At 60.0% G+C, this 15,926-nt stretch carries 15 protein-coding genes; 12 read left to right on the top strand and 3 right to left on the bottom strand.

Going from position 1 to position 15,926, the window contains the following annotated elements; translation table 11 throughout:
• Positions 1-287 precede the first annotated feature (287 nt).
• The 4 genes from AC50YL_RS24555 to AC50YL_RS24570 all read left to right on the top strand — a co-directional run bounded on the left by AC50YL_RS24555 (position 288) and on the right by AC50YL_RS24570 (position 3,368).
• Positions 288-1,265 (top strand): ABC transporter ATP-binding protein, encoded by a 978-nt coding sequence (locus AC50YL_RS24555; RefSeq protein ID WP_494835433.1) that lies wholly within the window; start codon positions 288-290, stop codon positions 1,263-1,265.
• A complete protein-coding gene (locus tag AC50YL_RS24560) occupies positions 1,262-2,065 on the top strand; it encodes an ABC transporter permease (protein WP_494835434.1) in 804 nt (267 codons plus the stop codon). Before AC50YL_RS24555 ends, AC50YL_RS24560 begins: the two co-directional genes overlap by 4 nt.
• A gap of 4 nt (positions 2,066-2,069) precedes the next feature.
• Entirely contained in the window at positions 2,070-2,852 is a 783-nt protein-coding gene (locus tag AC50YL_RS24565; protein ID WP_494835436.1) for an ABC transporter permease, read from the top strand.
• Positions 2,853-3,224: 372 nt separating this feature from the next.
• A complete protein-coding gene (locus AC50YL_RS24570; protein WP_161744230.1) occupies positions 3,225-3,368 on the top strand; it encodes a sporulation protein YjcZ in 144 nt (47 codons plus the stop codon).
• 135 nt (positions 3,369-3,503) lie between these two features.
• On the opposite strand, the gene sdaAA is transcribed toward AC50YL_RS24570, so the two are convergent.
• Together sdaAA and sdaAB are read right to left on the bottom strand one after the other, a co-directional pair.
• Entirely contained in the window at positions 3,504-4,592 is a 1,089-nt protein-coding gene (gene sdaAA, locus AC50YL_RS24575) for an L-serine ammonia-lyase, iron-sulfur-dependent, subunit alpha (RefSeq protein ID WP_494835438.1), read from the bottom strand.
• 18 nt (positions 4,593-4,610) lie between these two features.
• Positions 4,611-5,288: an L-serine ammonia-lyase, iron-sulfur-dependent subunit beta gene (gene sdaAB / locus AC50YL_RS24580; protein ID WP_494835439.1), complete on the bottom strand. Its 678-nt coding sequence runs from the start codon at positions 5,286-5,288 to the stop codon at positions 4,611-4,613.
• A 373-nt stretch (positions 5,289-5,661) separates the two neighbouring features.
• On the opposite strand from sdaAB, the gene AC50YL_RS24585 reads away from it, so the two are divergent.
• Positions 5,662-5,835 (top strand): hypothetical protein, encoded by a 174-nt coding sequence (locus tag AC50YL_RS24585; protein WP_494835440.1) that lies wholly within the window; start codon positions 5,662-5,664, stop codon positions 5,833-5,835.
• Between the two features lie 211 nt (positions 5,836-6,046).
• Here the strand turns inward: AC50YL_RS24585 and AC50YL_RS24590 are convergent, their stop codons facing one another.
• Complete coding sequence (locus AC50YL_RS24590; RefSeq protein ID WP_494835442.1) at positions 6,047-6,814, bottom strand: DeoR/GlpR family DNA-binding transcription regulator; 768 nt, start codon at positions 6,812-6,814, stop codon at positions 6,047-6,049.
• A gap of 199 nt (positions 6,815-7,013) precedes the next feature.
• Here AC50YL_RS24590 and AC50YL_RS24595 point away from each other — a divergent pair, with 199 nt between their 5' ends.
• The 7 genes from AC50YL_RS24595 (at position 7,014) to AC50YL_RS24625 (ending at position 15,925) form a co-directional block, all read left to right on the top strand.
• On the top strand, positions 7,014-7,793 hold the full coding sequence (locus AC50YL_RS24595; RefSeq protein ID WP_494835444.1) for an MBL fold metallo-hydrolase: 780 nt from the start codon (positions 7,014-7,016) through the stop codon (positions 7,791-7,793).
• Between the two features lie 48 nt (positions 7,794-7,841).
• Positions 7,842-8,618 (top strand): MBL fold metallo-hydrolase, encoded by a 777-nt coding sequence (locus tag AC50YL_RS24600; RefSeq protein WP_494835446.1) that lies wholly within the window; start codon positions 7,842-7,844, stop codon positions 8,616-8,618.
• 365 nt (positions 8,619-8,983) lie between these two features.
• A complete protein-coding gene (locus AC50YL_RS24605) occupies positions 8,984-10,702 on the top strand; it encodes a response regulator transcription factor (RefSeq protein WP_494835448.1) in 1,719 nt (572 codons plus the stop codon).
• Positions 10,699-12,474, top strand: a complete 1,776-nt coding sequence (locus tag AC50YL_RS24610) for a cache domain-containing sensor histidine kinase (RefSeq protein ID WP_494835449.1) — start codon at positions 10,699-10,701, stop codon at positions 12,472-12,474. Before AC50YL_RS24605 ends, AC50YL_RS24610 begins: the two co-directional genes overlap by 4 nt.
• 119 nt (positions 12,475-12,593) lie before the next feature.
• Entirely contained in the window at positions 12,594-14,057 is a 1,464-nt protein-coding gene (locus AC50YL_RS24615; RefSeq protein ID WP_494835450.1) for an ABC transporter substrate-binding protein, read from the top strand.
• Between the two features lie 90 nt (positions 14,058-14,147).
• Positions 14,148-15,098 carry a carbohydrate ABC transporter permease gene (locus AC50YL_RS24620; RefSeq protein ID WP_494835452.1) on the top strand — a complete coding sequence of 317 codons (951 nt, stop codon included), beginning with the start codon at positions 14,148-14,150 and terminating at the stop codon, positions 15,096-15,098.
• Positions 15,095-15,925, top strand: a complete 831-nt coding sequence (locus AC50YL_RS24625) for a carbohydrate ABC transporter permease (protein WP_494835454.1) — start codon at positions 15,095-15,097, stop codon at positions 15,923-15,925. Before AC50YL_RS24620 ends, AC50YL_RS24625 begins: the two co-directional genes overlap by 4 nt.
• Position 15,926: the final 1 nt, after the last annotated feature.

Here is a 15,926-nt window from a genome sequence, read left to right on the forward strand (position 1 = left end):
AAAAGCCGCAGGCGTGCAGGCAAGGGTGCATGGCGCCCAGCTAAAAACAAAAAAGCACCTGCTGCTCGCGGCAACAGGTGCTTCATATATGTTCGGTCGTACATAATAGACAATTAAAAAAACGAAAATGTTCGTAAAAAAAGTAATTTTTAAATCTTTGGGTACGAAATAGATGTCCTCGACCTCTATAATATTATTATAAACGAGGATTTATTATAAGTCTATACTTTTTTTCCGGTTTTGGATATATTTTTCGAGCGGCTAATAAAGAGGAGGCTTAAGAAGCGATGATCACACTGCAAGGCATCAGTAAATCTTTCCGCGTAGCGAAGCGGTCGGCGGGCATGCGGCAAGCCATGAAAGCTTTGTTCGTCCGTGAGCATACCATCGTAGATGCGCTCCGGGATATCTCGTTCACCATCAAGGAAGGGGAGATCGTCGGTTATATCGGACCGAACGGCGCGGGCAAATCCACGACGATCAAAGTCATGAGCGGCATCATGGTGCCCGATCGCGGAAGCTGTTCCATCATGGGCTATACGCCCTGGCAGGAACGAAGGGCTTACGTCGGCAATATCGGCGTCGTCTTCGGCCAACGCTCGCAGCTGTGGTGGGACGTGCCGGTCATCGATTCCTTCGAGCTCCTAAGGGATATTTATAAGATCCCCCAAGCATCGTATGCCGGAAATCTCGACTTGCTCACGGAAACGCTGGGACTCGGCAGTCTTCTTCAAACCCCGGTCAGGCAGCTCAGCCTAGGGCAGCGGATGCGCTGCGAGATCGCCGCGTCTCTTCTGCACGGCCCCAAGATTCTGTTCTTGGACGAACCGACGATCGGGTTGGACGCGATCAGCAAAATCGCGGTCAGGCAATTCATCAAAACCATCAATAAAGAAAAAGGCGTCACCGTCATCCTCACGACGCACGACATGAGCGATATCGAGGCCTTGGCCGACAGGATCCTGATGATCGGCAACGGGACGCTGCTCTACGACGGCAACCTGGATGAGCTCCGCGGTCGCTTTGGCACCCATCGCACGGTTACGGTCGATTATCATCCCAATGCCACGCCGCTCGATATCCCGGGCGCTTCCTTGCTCTCGTGGTCGCCGGAGAGGGCGGTGCTGAGCGTGGACACCGAGCAGGTATTGATGGCCCGCGTGATCGCGCGATTATCGGAGCAGGTCGAGCTGGTGGACGTGGCGATCGAGACGAAACCCGTCGACGAACTGATCGTCGAGCTGTATAAGGAGCATCGGATATGAACGCGTATCTCTCGGTTTGGAGGCTGCGGTTCATCAACGGGATGCAGTACCGCGCGGCCGCTTACGCGGGCATGGCGACGCAGCTGTTCTTCGGCCTTGTCTTTATCATGATCTTCGTCGCTTTCTATCAACATAGCACGCAAGAGCAGCCTATTTCCCTGCAGGACGTCGTTACGTATACCTGGCTGCAGCAGATCTTTCTGGCTTTCATCATGCTCTGGTTCCGCGATAACGAGATCTTTCAATTGATCACCGGAGGAAATATCGCCTACGAGCTTTGCAGGCCGTGCGGTATCTACGAATTCTGGTTCTCCAAGCTGCTCGCGCAGCGCGTGTCCAGCGCGGCGCTGCGTTGTTTCCCGATCCTCGTCGTCGCGTTCCTGCTTCCCCGGGCCTATCGGCTCCAACTACCTCCATCGCTCACGGCAGGCTTGCTCTTCGTCGTGTCGCTTCTGCTTGGCCTGCTCGTCGTGGTTTCGATCTCGATGCTGATCTATATCTCCGTGTTTTGGACCATGTCGCCCGTCGGTTCGACGCTGTTGATCGCCGTGGCGGGCGAGTTTTTCGCCGGCTTGGTCATTCCGGTCCCGCTGATGCCCGCATGGCTGCAGCAAATCGCCAACGCCTTGCCGTTCCGATGGACGGCGGATTTTCCTTTCCGCGTGTATTCCGGGCAAATCCCGCAGGCCGAGGCGCTGTGGGGGATTCTGATTCAGCTGTTGTGGCTTGCGGCGCTGGTCGGCTTCGGCAGATGGAGCTTGCATCGGGCGCTGCGGCAAGTCGTCGTTCAGGGAGGGTAACGCGATGCGTTTATACGTTCACTATTTATTGATTCAATTCAAGTCTCAGATGCAGTACAGGACCTCGTTCTGGCTGCTGACCATCGGCCAATTCTTCATCCCGTTCTCGGTGTTCGCGGGCTTGTATTTCATGTTCGAACGTTTCGGCCAGGTGCGGGGATGGAGCTTCTACGAGGTCGCGCTTTGCTTTGCCGTGATCCATCTGGCCTTTTCGTTCAGCGAATGCTTCTCCCGCGGCTTCGATGCCTTCTCCAGCTTGGTCGGCAGCGGCGATTTCGACCGCTTGCTCGTTCGTCCCCGCACGACGGCGCTGCAGGTGCTCGGCTCCAAGTTCGAATTCACCCGCTTCGGCCGCCTGCTTCAGAGCTGTCTGGTGCTCGCGGTGGCGCTCGTTCACTTGCCCATCGCTTGGACCGCGGCGAAGGCGATCACGATGATCCTCATGGTAGCCAGCGGCGTGATGATCTTCACCGGCATCTTCATGCTGGCGGCGACGCTGTGCTTTTGGACCATCGAGGGGCTGGAGATCGCGAACATCTTTACCGACGGGGGCCGCGAGATGGCGCAGTATCCGCTCAATATTTATCAGAAATGGGTGACGGTGTTCTTCACGTTCATCATTCCGTTCGGCTGCGTCAACTATTTGCCGATGCTCTATATACTGGGCCGGGCCGACGGCAACGGTATTCTCTACATGCTGACGCCCCTCGCGGGCTTCGCGTTCATGCTGCCCTGCGTGCTCGTATGGCAGTTCGGCGTACGCCATTATCGTTCCACGGGCTCGTAGGAGGAGCGGTTGCCGTTTGTTTTTGTGGGCCTGGAGCTTCTTCAATGACGGGATTTCGATTAGCGTGGGACGGAGCTGCCAGCGTGGCCCGGTAAGTCGGGCGCGGGCATTTGGAGGGGAATGGCATCGACCCAAACGTCCGGATGCCGGGCTATTCTACCTGCCGGCCTCATGTTGGGCTGGACGAGGGCGCGTGCGTCTCCCGGTCCGATTCCCGCCATTGACGCGGTTTGCGGCTCGCGAACGCCCGCATTCGGTTCATCCCGCGGATGCGGCCGAGCGGGGTAATGGCCCTTTCTTCGGCGAGGCCCATGCAAGTTGGACGAAAGGACATATATTACAGATGTACCTAAACTTAAAGGGGATGAAAAAATGGGTTATGGATTAGGAAACGTCGGAGGAGTAGGTCAAGGTTGCGGCCCTGTCGGCGGCATCGGCTTGGGCGGCGGCTTCGCCGGAATCATTCTTGTCCTGTTCATCTTGCTGGTCATCATCTCGCGTCCCGTATTCTGCTAATTGAAATGGGTCCTATTGGTACTACCTCCTGAACCAATAGCATGGCATAAATGATTTCGGCATCGAACAAACAGGCGCAATCAAACAGGCATGCCCGCAAGCTTCGGCTTGGGCATGCCTGTTTGTCGCGATGGCTTATTTCTTCTTCCGCAGGTCCGCCATGATCTGCTTGCCCGTCGGCGTCTGCGCGAGACCGCCCCGCGCGGTTTCCCGCAGCGCGTCCGGCATCGCCGTGCCGACCTCCAGCATGACCTGCACCACTTCGTCGGACGGGATGACGCTGCGCACCCCCGAGAGCGCCATGTCCGCCGCGGCCAGCGCGGTGACGGCGCCGAAGCCGTTGCGGACGATGCAGGGCACCTCGACGAGGCCGCCGACGGGGTCGCAGACGAGGCCGAGCGAATTCTTGAGCGCGAGGCCGACGGCATGTACGGCTTGCGCCGGTCTCGCGCCGCGCAGATCCGCCAACGCGCCGGCGGCCATGCCGATCGCCGAGCCGATCTCGGCCTGGCAGCCGCCTTCCGCGCCCGAGACGAACGAGTTGTTGGCGATGACGTACCCGATCGCCCCGGCGGCGAACAAGCCGTAGGTCATGTCCTCGTCGGTCCAGCCGAACCGCTCCTGGCAGCTGACGAACACGCCGGGAATGACGCCGCAGGACCCGGCGGTCGGCGTCGCGATGACGCGTCCCATGGACGCGTTCACCTCGGAGACGGCCAGCGCGTAGCTCATCGCGAGGCTGGCTTCGTCGCCGAGCAGCGTGTATCCGCCCGTCGCCGCACCGCTGGTCGTCGCGTTGCTCGTCGCGGCTCCGCTCGTGGCTGCGCCGCCAGCCGCCGTATCGTCAGCCGTGGTGCCGCTAGCGGCTGTACCGTCAGCCGCTGCTCTGTCCGTTGCCGCGCTGCGCGCCGCAGGATTGCTCATCGCTCCGCCGTCCGCCGCCATACCGCCAGCCGAGGTACCACCTCCGGCCGCGCCGCCTCCGCGATACGCCATGACGCGCTTGGCGTCCTGGCCGGTCAGCCCGCTGCGCGAGGTCGTATCCTCCGTCAAGCCGCGCCGGACGGCTTCTTTCATAATGCCGTAATATGCCGCCATCTGGCGGAATTCCTCCTCCGGCTGCCTGCCGGATTCCTCCGCCTGCTCCTGGAGCATGTATCGCCCGATGGACAAGCCGCGCGCTTCCGCTTGCTCGGCAAGCTGGCGCAGCGTTCGAAATTGCATGGTCGATCGTTCCTTCCTTTACGTGATATGGACAAAGCCGACTTTATGGATCTCGGGATAGGCTGCGAGCTCGTCCTTCAATTCCGGCGGAAAATCCTCGTCCGTCTCCAGCGCCATCATCGCTTCGCCGCTGCGGCTCTTGCGGTCGACGGTCATCGTCCCGATGTTGATCCCGTGCTGCTGCAGCAGGCGCGCCACGATGGCGATCATGCCGGGCGCGTCGTCGTTTCGGATGACGAGCGTCGGATAATTGCCCGTCATCTTCACCTTGAAGCCGTCGATGTCCACGATCTCGATATTGCCGCCGCCGATGGACGTGCCAATGAGCGTGAACGCCGGGTGCTCGTCGTCGGCATCCTCGTACAGCCGGAGCTCGGCCGTGTTGGGATGAGGGTACAGGCCGGTTCCCGTCCCAACCTCCGCCTGCATGCCCGATTGCACGGCGAGCTCCAGCGAATCCGGCAGGCGGACGTCGTCGGTCGCCATGTCCAGCAGCCCGCCGACGATGGCGGCATACGTGCCGTGCCCCTCGTAGGTCGCGGCGAACGAGCCGTAGAAGATCACGTCCGCGCGCCGCGGCAGCCGCCCGAACAGCTGCCTGGCGGCTCTGCCGATGCGCGCCGCGCCCGCCGTATGGGAACTCGATGGCCCGATCATGGGCGGGCCGATGATGGAGAAGACGTCTTTGAACCGCATGGCCAGGCCTCCCGAATCGATCATTCATGCTGGAAAATATTAGTGTGCTTCATAACCGGGGGATTATGCGCGAAACGGACGCCGCGACATGGCGGCGCATCCCTGATATCGCCGGGCAAGCAACAGCAGGTATATTGGCGCTTGCCGCGCACAGCTGCAGCAGACCGAACGGTGCCGGAAATAAAATGATCACTTTCAATCATATTTACAAATAATATATGGAAAAATTCCGAAATATGATAGAGTATATGAATATTAGCGCCTATAATACATGTGTATAGCAACATTTTGATCATTATCGATCAAATCGGACAGAAGAAGTTTCGGACGGATCGAGTTTACTCATCTTTATCGAGGAGGATGGGGCGGGAAAATGGTTGGGTTGACGAAATGGGCAGGCGCGAAACGGATAGCGAACGTCACGCGCGATGAAATGGCGACGATACTCGTGCGCGCCTTCGGTTTCGCCGGCGGAGGAGAGTTGGCGGCGGAATCGGCGACCTTGGCCGATCGGGGCGACGTGTCGGCTTGGGCCGTCGGGGCATGAACGCGGCCGTCCTGAAGGGCTTGATAAGCGGGGTCGGCGACGGCCCGTTCGCACCGGTGGCGCAGGCCACCCGCGCCGAAACCGGAGGAGCTGCCGCATTTGCTGCAGCTCCTGAAGCAAGCGAACTGAGCGTGCCCCAAGGAAGCGCGGCCCATAAAAAATCCCCTTATCCCGGTCGTACATGCACGGGACAAGGGGAGCGGCCGCCGAGCTAGACAAGCGTGACGGCGATGCCTCTATTCTTCAATTCGCCGATGTCATGCGCGGGGGCGTCCCGATCGGTGATGACATGGTCGATCTTGTCGATCGGGCAGACGAAGGCGGTATTAATGACGCCGAATTTGCTGCGGTCGGTCACGAGGTATACCTTGTTGGCGTTCTCGATCATGTTCTCTTTGATGCGGGCCGATGCCAGGTACGCATCGGTCACGCCTTGCTTGATATCGATGGCCGACGTGCCGATGAAGGCGAGGTTGGCGCGGAACATGGCGATCATCTTCTCGGCCACGGGCCCGACGATGCTGTCGGGGTTCGCCTCGCCAAGCGCGCCGCCGCAAATGATGACGGAGAGATCCCGCTTTTCCTTGATCGGATTAAGCCGGTAGGCGATCTCGAGGCTGTTCGTGATGATGGTAATGTTGGATTTGTCCGCCAGGCGATCGACGATGTGCTGGTTCGTCGAGCCCGCGTCGATGAAGATCGTATCGCCTTCCTTGACGATCGCGGCGGCGGCTTTCGCGATGCGGATCTTCTCGCCCTCGTACGGATCGGCCTCCTTGCCGCCGGCGGTTTGGATTTCGTCCTGCTGCTTGAACATCGCGCCGCCATTGATCCGCAGGATGGCTCCCGCGTCTTCGAGCAAGGTCAGATCGCGCCGCATCGTAGCGGGAGATACCTCCAGCGCCTGGCATAACTCCTCGATCGTCATGTATGGCTTCTGTTTGACCAATTTTATGATGTCGACATGTCTTTTCTTCATTCGGCCGCGCTCCCGTTTATGATCATCGTTCCTGATCGTTTGCAAACATTCTTACAAGGAATACATCTAAATATATCATTTTGATCATCAAAATCAATCAAAATGAGTGGAATCGATAGCTCCTGGCATATTCCCGCCAGCGCCGCCAGTTTCTGCGCGGCAGCTTGGAAGTTGAACGATATTCGGATGAGGTGCACACATGACTGAACTTTTGTTTTTGGGAACGAGCGCCGGCGTGTCGACGGCCAATCGCCATCACAGCGGCATGGCCGTCAAACGGAACGGCCGGTTGTATCTGATCGATTGCGGTTGCCCCGCGAGCATGCTGCTGAAGAAGATGGGGGAGGATCCCAGAAATATCGATGCCGTATTTTTGACCCATTGGCATCCCGACCACGCGAGCGGATTGCCGATGCTCATCCAGGATTTGCAATTGACGCACAAGCGGGACGATTTGCCGGTCTACGGTCCCGCGGGCACGGTCCGCAAAGTCGGCTTGCTGCAGAACATGTTCATTATCCCGCAGGACATCTATCCTTTCCAGCTCGAAGCGCATGATTACGACGAGGACTTCGTATTCGAGCAGGACGGGCTGCGGATCGAATTTTTCAAAACGATGCACCTGAACAACGAGAATTGGCGCAAAATCGACGAGAAGCACGGCCATGCAATCGCTCCGATCGCCTACGGCATGGTGCTTCGCGCCGACGGCAAGAAGATCGTCGTCAGCGGCGACGTCCTGACGTCCGGCGATATCGTCCCCGCGCTGCCGGACGCGGATCTGGTCATTCACGAGTTCGGCCATATTCATCCGGAGAAGCTGAATGCGTTCGTGAGGGAGCAGCGGATCGCCGACCTGCTGATCACGCATATTCATCATGAATGGGACCTGCGGACGGACGAACTGCAGCGGATCGTCTCCGCCGGACATGCGGGCTGCGTACGGATCGCGCATGATCTCATGCGGGTGACCGTTTAACGAAGGGGGAATTGCGCAATGGAGCATCGCGCGAAGGAGGAACGCGCCATGGATAATCGGACGACGATCACGTTCTTGGGAACGTCGGGAGCGATACCGGAGGTCGGCGGGGATTCGCCGACGTTCCTGATCAACGACCGCTACCTGGTCGATACAGGCTGGTCGGTCATCTCGAATTTACGCAATCGGGGGATCGATCCGCTGCAGCTGGAATACGTCTTTTTTACGCATTTTCACCATGATCATTACATGTCGCTGCCGTCGCTGCTGTATTACTTTCTGATGCGCGGCAAACCGCTGCGGGAGCTGAAGATCGTCGGACCGGCGGACGACCTGGAGCTGATCGTGAAACGGGCTTTGAGCTTCCTGCACGCGGAGCGGTACTACGAGAAGGACAACGTGCCGACGCTTATTCCGCTCGTGCCCGGGGACGGCTATGAAGAGGCGGACTTCCGGATCGCGACCTGTTCGACGATTCATCCCGTGCAGGGGCTGTGCTACCGGTTCGCGGACAAGCGGACGGAGAAGGTAATCGCGTTTACCGGCGATACGGCGTATCATCCGCCGATCGCCGAGCATGCGAAGGGCAGCGCGCTGCTTATTCATGAATCGGCGCTCGGACCGATCGCCGCGGATCCGGACCGCAATGCCTACATGCACGCAGGCGCGCTTGACGCGGGCCGGATCGCGGAGGCGGCGGGCGTGCAGAAGCTGCTGCTCATTCACGCCGAGTCGGGCAAAGCGGCATCGTGCGTCGAGGCCGCGAAGCAGGTTTTCCATGGCGAGGTGGAATGGCCGAAGGACGGTCAAACATACGTGCTTTAAGGCACGCAGGGAGAGCACGCGCATGAAGAACGAAGGAGCGGCGGCGAATCGTGAACTGCCGAATGGAAGGATTCCTACCGCCGCCGCGGATCGAAGCGAAGTCGAACGTCGCCTTGAAGCTGATCGTGCGATGGAGCGGGGACGAGGAGACGATCCCGATCGCGCCTTGATCGGGGGAGACGCAGTTCCGCGAAACAACTAATAGGATCGGTCCCGTTATCCGGATCGGTAACGCAACAGGCTGCCCGAGGCGCTCGGCGGCCTGTTTGGGTTGTCCGCATAATTGATAGCGGTGCGAAAGCCGCGCAGATCAGGCGCCTGTCCAAAGGCAGGAGATAATTAACCCAATTAAAGAATGCGCCTTCATGCCCTCTACCCAAGGTCTTCGGGACGTAGTACTGTATAAGAAACTATTGGCCCTGGCGGGCGGGAAGGAGAGCGGCATGAACATTCTGATCGTGGACGACGAGCCGCGGCACTTGAGAGGGATGGCGGCCATGATCCGGGAGATGCGGCCGGACGCGCAGGTCGCGACGGCCAAAGACGGGCAAGCGGCGGTCGCGATCGTGCGGTCCGGGCTGCCCGACGTGGTGCTGAGCGACATCCAAATGCCGAACATGGACGGGCTTGCGTTCCTGCAGCTGCTGGAGGAGGAGGATTTGCGGACAAAGGTCGTCATGGTATCGGCCTACAATCTGTTCGAATACGCCCAGACCGCGATCCGGCACGGCGCGTACGATTATTTGCTGAAGCCGGTGGATGCCGAGAAGGTGGAGGCGCTGCTGCGGCGGCTGGAGGAGCAGCTCGCTGCGGAAACGAAGGAGCGCGGGGAGTCCGACAGCATGAAGCAAAGGCTGCGGCTGGCATCCTCCGCGTACCGGAGCCGCTTGCTGCACTTGTGGCTGAGCGGCGAGCTGCCGCCGGACGAACGGGCGGAGCTGGAGGACTGGGAGCGGGTGCGTGAGGCGGATACGCTGGTGCTGACGGAATTCAGTCCGGGTGGAGGGGAGTGCGGCCATGACCCCGGCGAGTCGCCGCTCATGCTTGAAACGCTGACGGAGCAGCTGAGCAGCGCGGTCGCGGCATTCGGCGAAGTCTGCACGTTTTCCTTGCAGGTCGCTCCGAATCAAGGAGCGAGGCTGGTCTCGGCGCTGCTGCTCGGGCGGCCGCCGTCCGCGAAGCGGGAGGAACTCCGCGGCGCGCTGCTGGCGCTTGGGGAGGAATGGCGGCGATGCGGCATCCGGGCTTCGTATGGCATCGGTTCCATATCGGCCGGGACGGTGAACGGGCAGGACGGCGCGGATATCCCCGGCCTGTACCGACAAGCCCAGACGGCGCTCGCATATACGTTCCACGAAGAATGGCAGGGCGTCGCAAGCGGCGATACGCTTGAGCCGCCAGCGGAACCCGCGTTCCGGCTGGACGGCGAGCGGCTGTTCGAGGCGCTTCAGGAGCCGACGATGGCGGCAGCCGAGGCCCTGTGCCGCGGGGCATTCCGGGAGCTTGCGGCCGGAGGGCGCGCCGATCCCAAGCTCATGAAGGATTACGCGTCCTTGACGCTGATCAAGATCAAGAGCCGAACCCGCGATATCGTCGAGCAACGGATTGGAAGCGCTCTCACCCAAGCAGCCGCCTCGGAGCTGCCGGCATGCCGCAGCGGCGAGGCGCTCATGGAGCTGCTGCTCCGCTGCTTGGGCGAGGTGCACCGGTCGCTCGCCGAACGCAAGCAGGGCAGGAGCGAGCTCGTCGTGGAGCACTGCTTAAGCTGGATTCAGACGCATTACCGGGAGGATGTCACCTTGGAGATGGCGGCGGAGCAGTTTCATTTCAATGCCTCGTATTTCAGCACGTTAATCAAGCAGCGGACGGGACGCTCGTTCTCCGACCATCTCACGGAGGCGCGCATGCGCCGGGCCAAGGAGCTGCTTGCCGCCGGGCAGCTCAAGGTCTACGAGATCGCGGAGCAAAGCGGCTACCGGGACACGAAATATTTTACGCGGATGTTCAAGCGCCAGGTCGGACTGTCTCCGGAAAACTATAAGCATATGGCGCGGCCGCAGGCCGGGAAAGGGGACACGCCATGACGTTCCGGGCAAGGCTGCTGCTCAGTTACCTGACGCTCATCGCGCTGCCGCTCCTCGTGCTCAGCTCGCTGTTCTACCGGTCGAGCCTGAACGTCGTCACGGAGCAGGCGCAGAAGAACGTCTACGCCGTCGTCAAGAAGAACAACGACGTGATCGACACGAAGCTCGGCATCGCGGACCAGAACAGCCGGTCGATGTTCGTCGACAAGGATCTGTTCCAGATCTTCAACAAGCTCGATCCGTCCAAGGAAGAGGATCTCGTGGCCGCCGATCGCCAGATCTCCGCGATCCTGAGCAAGTACTTCTCCCAGAACGAAGAAGTGTACGCCGCGCAGCTCTGGACCTCGTACTACAGCTTCGGCTTGTCGCTCTCGCTTCCCCAGGGCGATCCGTCCCAATCGCGGATTTATAAGGAGGCCGTGCAGGCAGGCGGGAAAATGGTCTGGTACCCGACGTACGATTTCACGGCGATGTTCGACCAGCCTTGGCTTCAGGAGGGGACGATCGATTTTCGCTACCTGTTCTCCGCGACCCGGCTGCTGAATTTCTCCCATCTGGAGGACAGCACGCTGGTCAAGCTGAAGCCGGGGGTGGAGCGCCCCGTGCTGACGATCAGCTACAAGTCCACGGTGCTGGACGAGCTCTTCGAGCAGGACATTCCTGCCGGTTCGTCTTATATGGTCCTGAACCCCGACGGCATCGTCGTGGCGTCCAGCGACAAGTCGCAGATCACGAAGCGCTACGAGCAGCCGTGGATCGATCGATTCCGCGCGCAGGGAAGCGGGACGGAGCGGCTGTCGCTGGACGGGGAGAACCGGATCGTCTGCTTCGACCGCTCGGAGCTGACGGGCTGGCTGTCCATCGTCGTGACGCCGCAGTCGGCGCTCGTGAGCAGTCTCGTGCCCGTCATCCGCACCTCGACGATCGTGAGCGCGCTGGCGCTGAGCGGCGTCGCGCTGCTGTTCGCGTACGTGATCCTCGGCCGGATCACCGGACCGATCAAGAAGCTCATGAGCGCGATGCGGTCGGTGGGAGAAGGGGATTTCCAGACGCGGGTCGAGGTGACGCGCAAGGACGAGTTCGGCCTGCTATCGCAGCGGTTCAACCGGATGAACGACCGCATCCATATGCTGGTCAAGGAAAATTACGAGATCAAGCTCAAGGAGAAGGAAGCGGAGATTCAGGCGCTCAACATGCAGATGAATCCGCATTTCCTGTACAACACGCTCAACATCATGAACTGGACGGCGATCGAGAACGGGCAGAAGGAGCTGAGCAAGATGCTCGTCTGCTTGTCCAACATGCTGCATTACACGTCCCGCAAGGACTGGGGCGCCGTTCATCTGTCGGAGGAACTGGAATGGATGCGCAACTATTTCTACATCATGGCGGCCCGGTTCGAAGGGAAATTCGAGGTCGTCTACGAGATCGAGCCCGCGCTTTACGAAGAGAAGCTGCCGCGCCTGCTGTTCCAGCCGTTCGTGGAAAATGCCATTCTGCACGGTTTCGGCGGGCTGGAGGCCGGCGGGCTGATCGCGATCCGCGGCTGGACGTCGGGCGGCAGCCGGCATTTCGAGATCCGCGACAACGGGCGGGGCATCAGCAAGGAAGGGATCGACGCCATCCTGTACAAGGAATCCGCGTCCATCGGCATCAAGAACACGATCTCCCGCATCCGGATGGCCTACGGCGAGACGTACGGCATCCGGATCCATTCCGCGCGAGGCGAAGGGACGAGCATCTTGATCGAGCTTCCGCGCAATACCCAATAATAGTCCACCATTCTAGAAAAGCTCGGGTTTTGAAAGCGTTATCTATCTCTTACAATAAAACCATCATAGACTGCAGCTATGAGCCAATGAGGATGATCGCAGAAAGGGGCTCTTATCGTATGATCAGAAAGCAATCGAAGCCGATTTCCCTGTTCCTGGTGCTGCTGCTGGCGGCCGTGACGCTGCTGTCCGGCTGCACGAAATCGGATAGCGGCAATGCGAACACGAACGCTGCGCAGAACGGCGCCGGCAATGCAGCGGGCAATGCCGACGCGAACGCCGATGCGGAGGATGGCGCGGCCAACGCCGGCAGCAGCGAGCCGATCAAGCTTCGCCTCGCCGCATGGGGCTCCCCGGACGAGATCGCGGCGTACAAGGTCGCCATCGCCCGGATCGAGAAAGCCAAGCCGAACATCAAGGTCGAATTTCAAGCCATCAGCGCCGATTACGACACCAAGATGACAACCATGGTCGCCGGCAACGACGAACCGGACGTGGCCATGATGGAATCCGCCACGATCGCGTTCCCGCTCGCGGAGCAGGGCAAATTCCTGAACCTGCAGGACTATCTCGATAAAGACACGGAAATCAACATGGACGCGCTCGTGCCGAACATTACGTATTCCGCCGAGCCCGGCAACGTGATCGGGATCGGGCCGGGACCGGAGACGTTCGTGCTGTATTACAACGAGGACGTGTTCAAGGACGCGGGCATCGATCCGCCGCCGGCCGACCCGGCGAACGCGTGGACGTGGGACCAATTCGTGGACGTCGCCAAGCGGCTGACGATCGACAACAAAGGCCGCAACGCGACGGAGACGGGCTTCGATCCCAAGAACATCAAGCAGTTCGGCATCAATCTGCCCACCTGGTGGGGGCTTTACAGCAACTTCATCTATTCGAACGGCGGGGATTTCCTCTCGGCCGACGGCAAGACGCTCGGCTTGAACCAGCCGGAAGCGGTGGAAGCGATCCAGAAGCTGGCGGATCTGATCAACGTGGACCACGTGGCTCCTTCCCCGCTGCAAGCGAAGAATATCCCCGGCACGAACGTGGCGCTCCAGACCAAGAAGGTCGCCATGGCGTTCGACGGACAATGGGCGACGACGGCGCTCGCGCAGTCCAAGTTCAATTATAACGTCGCCGCGCTCCCGGTCATGAAGGAGCCGGTCACGACCGTCGTCGCCGGCATGTTCTCGATCTTCAAGTCGACCAAGCATCCGCAGGAATCCTGGGACCTGCTGAAGGCATTGATCGATCCGGAAGCGTCGCTCGACATGCTGACGGCCGGCACGTGGATGCCGTCCCATAAGGACTGGTACACGGATGCCGACAAGCTGGCCAAGTGGACGCAAGACCTGCCTGCCCGTCCGTCGGGCTACAAGGGCGCGGTCATCGACATGCTGCTAAGCCACAGTCACCAGACGCCGACGGCGTACGTCAAGAACTTCAACAAGATCATGGACGTCATCAATCCCGCCATGGATAAAGTATGGCTTGGCAAGCAATCGGCCAAGGAAGCGCTCGATGCCGTCGCCGCCAAGGCGCAGGAGCAGGTGCAGGGCCGCCGCGACATCAAGTAATATGCCGTCCGCGGAAGCGGATGACGATAGGGGGACGGCGTTCTTGCCCTGGGAACGCCGTCTTCTTTCATAGACAGGAGGGTATTCGGCATGGAGATTTCGGCAGTCGATGGAAAGCAGGCTCGACCCGCAGCACGAAAAAAAACCACCTCCAGAGAGCGCAAGGCGCTGTTCTACGGGCTTTTGTTCACGTCGCCGGCAATACTCGGCTTTCTGATCTTCACGCTTGGGCCGATGATCGCGAGCTTCTATCTCAGCCTGACGGACTACAACGTCTTCAAGGACAAGACGGCTTTTATCGGCTTCGACAATTACGCGAAGCTGTTCACGGGAGAGGATGAGCTGTTCTACCAGTCGCTCGGCACGACGTTTTATTTCGTGGTGCTGCGCGTGCCGGCGGTCATCATCATCTCGTTCGTCCTGGCGCTTCTGCTGAATATGAACGTGAAGGGGCGGTCCGTGTTCCGGACGATCATCTACCTGCCGAGCATCGTGCCGGCGGTGGCGTCCTCGATGATCTGGCTGTGGCTGCTCAACCCGGATCTCGGCCTCGTCAACACGATGCTGAGAGGACTGCATCTGCCGACGAGCAATTGGCTGTTCGGGGAGAGCAGCGTCATTCCGTCCATCGTGCTCACGACGCTGTGGGGCATCGGCGGCACCGTCATCATTTTCCTGGCGGGGCTCTCCGGCATTCCCAAGCAGTATTACGAGGCAATCGACGTCGACGGCGGAGGCTGGTACCACAAGCTGCGGCATATCACGATACCGATGGTGACGCCGACGATCTTCTTCAACACGATCATGACGATCATCGGCTCCTTCCAAGTGTTCAGCGAGGCGTATATCCTGACGCAGGGCGGACCGAACAACAAAAGCATGTTCTTCGTGTTCTACCTGTGGCGGACCGCGTTCCGCGACACCGAGATGGGGTATGCGTCCGCGCTGGCGTGGGTGCTGTTCGTCATCATCCTGTTCTTCACGTTCATCGTCTTCAAGACGTCTAAATCCTGGGTGCATTACGAGGGGGACCGCGCATGAGAGAGTCCAGGCTGAAGCTTACCGCGGGGTATATCGCCCTGCTGATCGTAGCCGTGCTGTTCATCGTCCCGTTCGTCTGGCTGCTGCGCAGCTCCGTCATGGATCTGTCCCAGATCTTCATCATGCCGCCGGCGTGGTGGCCGAAGCCGTTTCACTTCGAGAATTTCAAGGAAGCGCTGACGGTCGTGCCGTTCGGCGCGTTCTTCAAGAACACGCTCATCATCGTCGCGAGCGTGCTGCTCGGCACGGTCGTCTCGAGCACCGTGGCCGCGTTCGGCTTCTCGCGCATCCGCTGGAAGGGACGCGATGCGATCTTCGCGGTGCTCATGTCCGCGATGATGCTGCCCGGGGCCGTCACGCTTATCCCGAGTTTCATCGGCTGGAAGGAGATCGGCTTCTACGACACGTTCTACCCGCTGATCGTCCCGGCGTACTTCGGCGGGGGCATCTTCAACATCTTCCTGCTGCGCCAGTTCTACCTGACGATTCCGCAGGATTTCGACGAGGCGGCGTTCGTGGACGGGGCGAACTATTTTCAGATCTACTGGCGCATCCTGCTGCCGCTCAGCCGTTCCGCGGTCATCGTGGTCGCGCTGTTCACGTTTCTCGGCTCGTGGAACGACTTCATGGGCCCGCTCATTTATTTGAAAAGCGACAGCCGCTTCACGCTCGCGCTCGGCCTGCAAATGTTCCAAGGCAGCTACACCGCGCAGTGGGATCTGCTGATGGCGGCTTCGGCGGCCGTCGTCCTGCCGTGCGTCGTCGTATTTTTGATCGGGCAGCGCTACTTTCTGGAAGGAATTACGCTTACGGGGTTGAAAGGGTAAG

Source organism: Paenibacillus sp. J22P277 (assembly GCF_059383675.1).

Coding starts and splice junctions, on each gene's coding strand:
- AC50YL_RS24555 (WP_494835433.1), top strand. CDS start 288: ATGATCACACTGCAAGGCATCAGTAAATCTTTCCGCGTAGCGAAGCGG.
- AC50YL_RS24560 (WP_494835434.1), top strand. CDS start 1,262: ATGAACGCGTATCTCTCGGTTTGGAGGCTGCGGTTCATCAACGGGATG.
- AC50YL_RS24565 (WP_494835436.1), top strand. CDS start 2,070: ATGCGTTTATACGTTCACTATTTATTGATTCAATTCAAGTCTCAGATG.
- AC50YL_RS24570 (WP_161744230.1), top strand. CDS start 3,225: ATGGGTTATGGATTAGGAAACGTCGGAGGAGTAGGTCAAGGTTGCGGC.
- sdaAA (WP_494835438.1), bottom strand. CDS start 4,592: ATGCAATTTCGAACGCTGCGCCAGCTTGCCGAGCAAGCGGAAGCGCGC.
- sdaAB (WP_494835439.1), bottom strand. CDS start 5,288: ATGCGGTTCAAAGACGTCTTCTCCATCATCGGCCCGCCCATGATCGGG.
- AC50YL_RS24585 (WP_494835440.1), top strand. CDS start 5,662: ATGGTTGGGTTGACGAAATGGGCAGGCGCGAAACGGATAGCGAACGTC.
- AC50YL_RS24590 (WP_494835442.1), bottom strand. CDS start 6,814: ATGAAGAAAAGACATGTCGACATCATAAAATTGGTCAAACAGAAGCCA.
- AC50YL_RS24595 (WP_494835444.1), top strand. CDS start 7,014: ATGACTGAACTTTTGTTTTTGGGAACGAGCGCCGGCGTGTCGACGGCC.
- AC50YL_RS24600 (WP_494835446.1), top strand. CDS start 7,842: ATGGATAATCGGACGACGATCACGTTCTTGGGAACGTCGGGAGCGATA.
- AC50YL_RS24605 (WP_494835448.1), top strand. CDS start 8,984: ATGCCCTCTACCCAAGGTCTTCGGGACGTAGTACTGTATAAGAAACTA.
- AC50YL_RS24610 (WP_494835449.1), top strand. CDS start 10,699: ATGACGTTCCGGGCAAGGCTGCTGCTCAGTTACCTGACGCTCATCGCG.
- AC50YL_RS24615 (WP_494835450.1), top strand. CDS start 12,594: ATGATCAGAAAGCAATCGAAGCCGATTTCCCTGTTCCTGGTGCTGCTG.
- AC50YL_RS24620 (WP_494835452.1), top strand. CDS start 14,148: ATGGAGATTTCGGCAGTCGATGGAAAGCAGGCTCGACCCGCAGCACGA.
- AC50YL_RS24625 (WP_494835454.1), top strand. CDS start 15,095: ATGAGAGAGTCCAGGCTGAAGCTTACCGCGGGGTATATCGCCCTGCTG.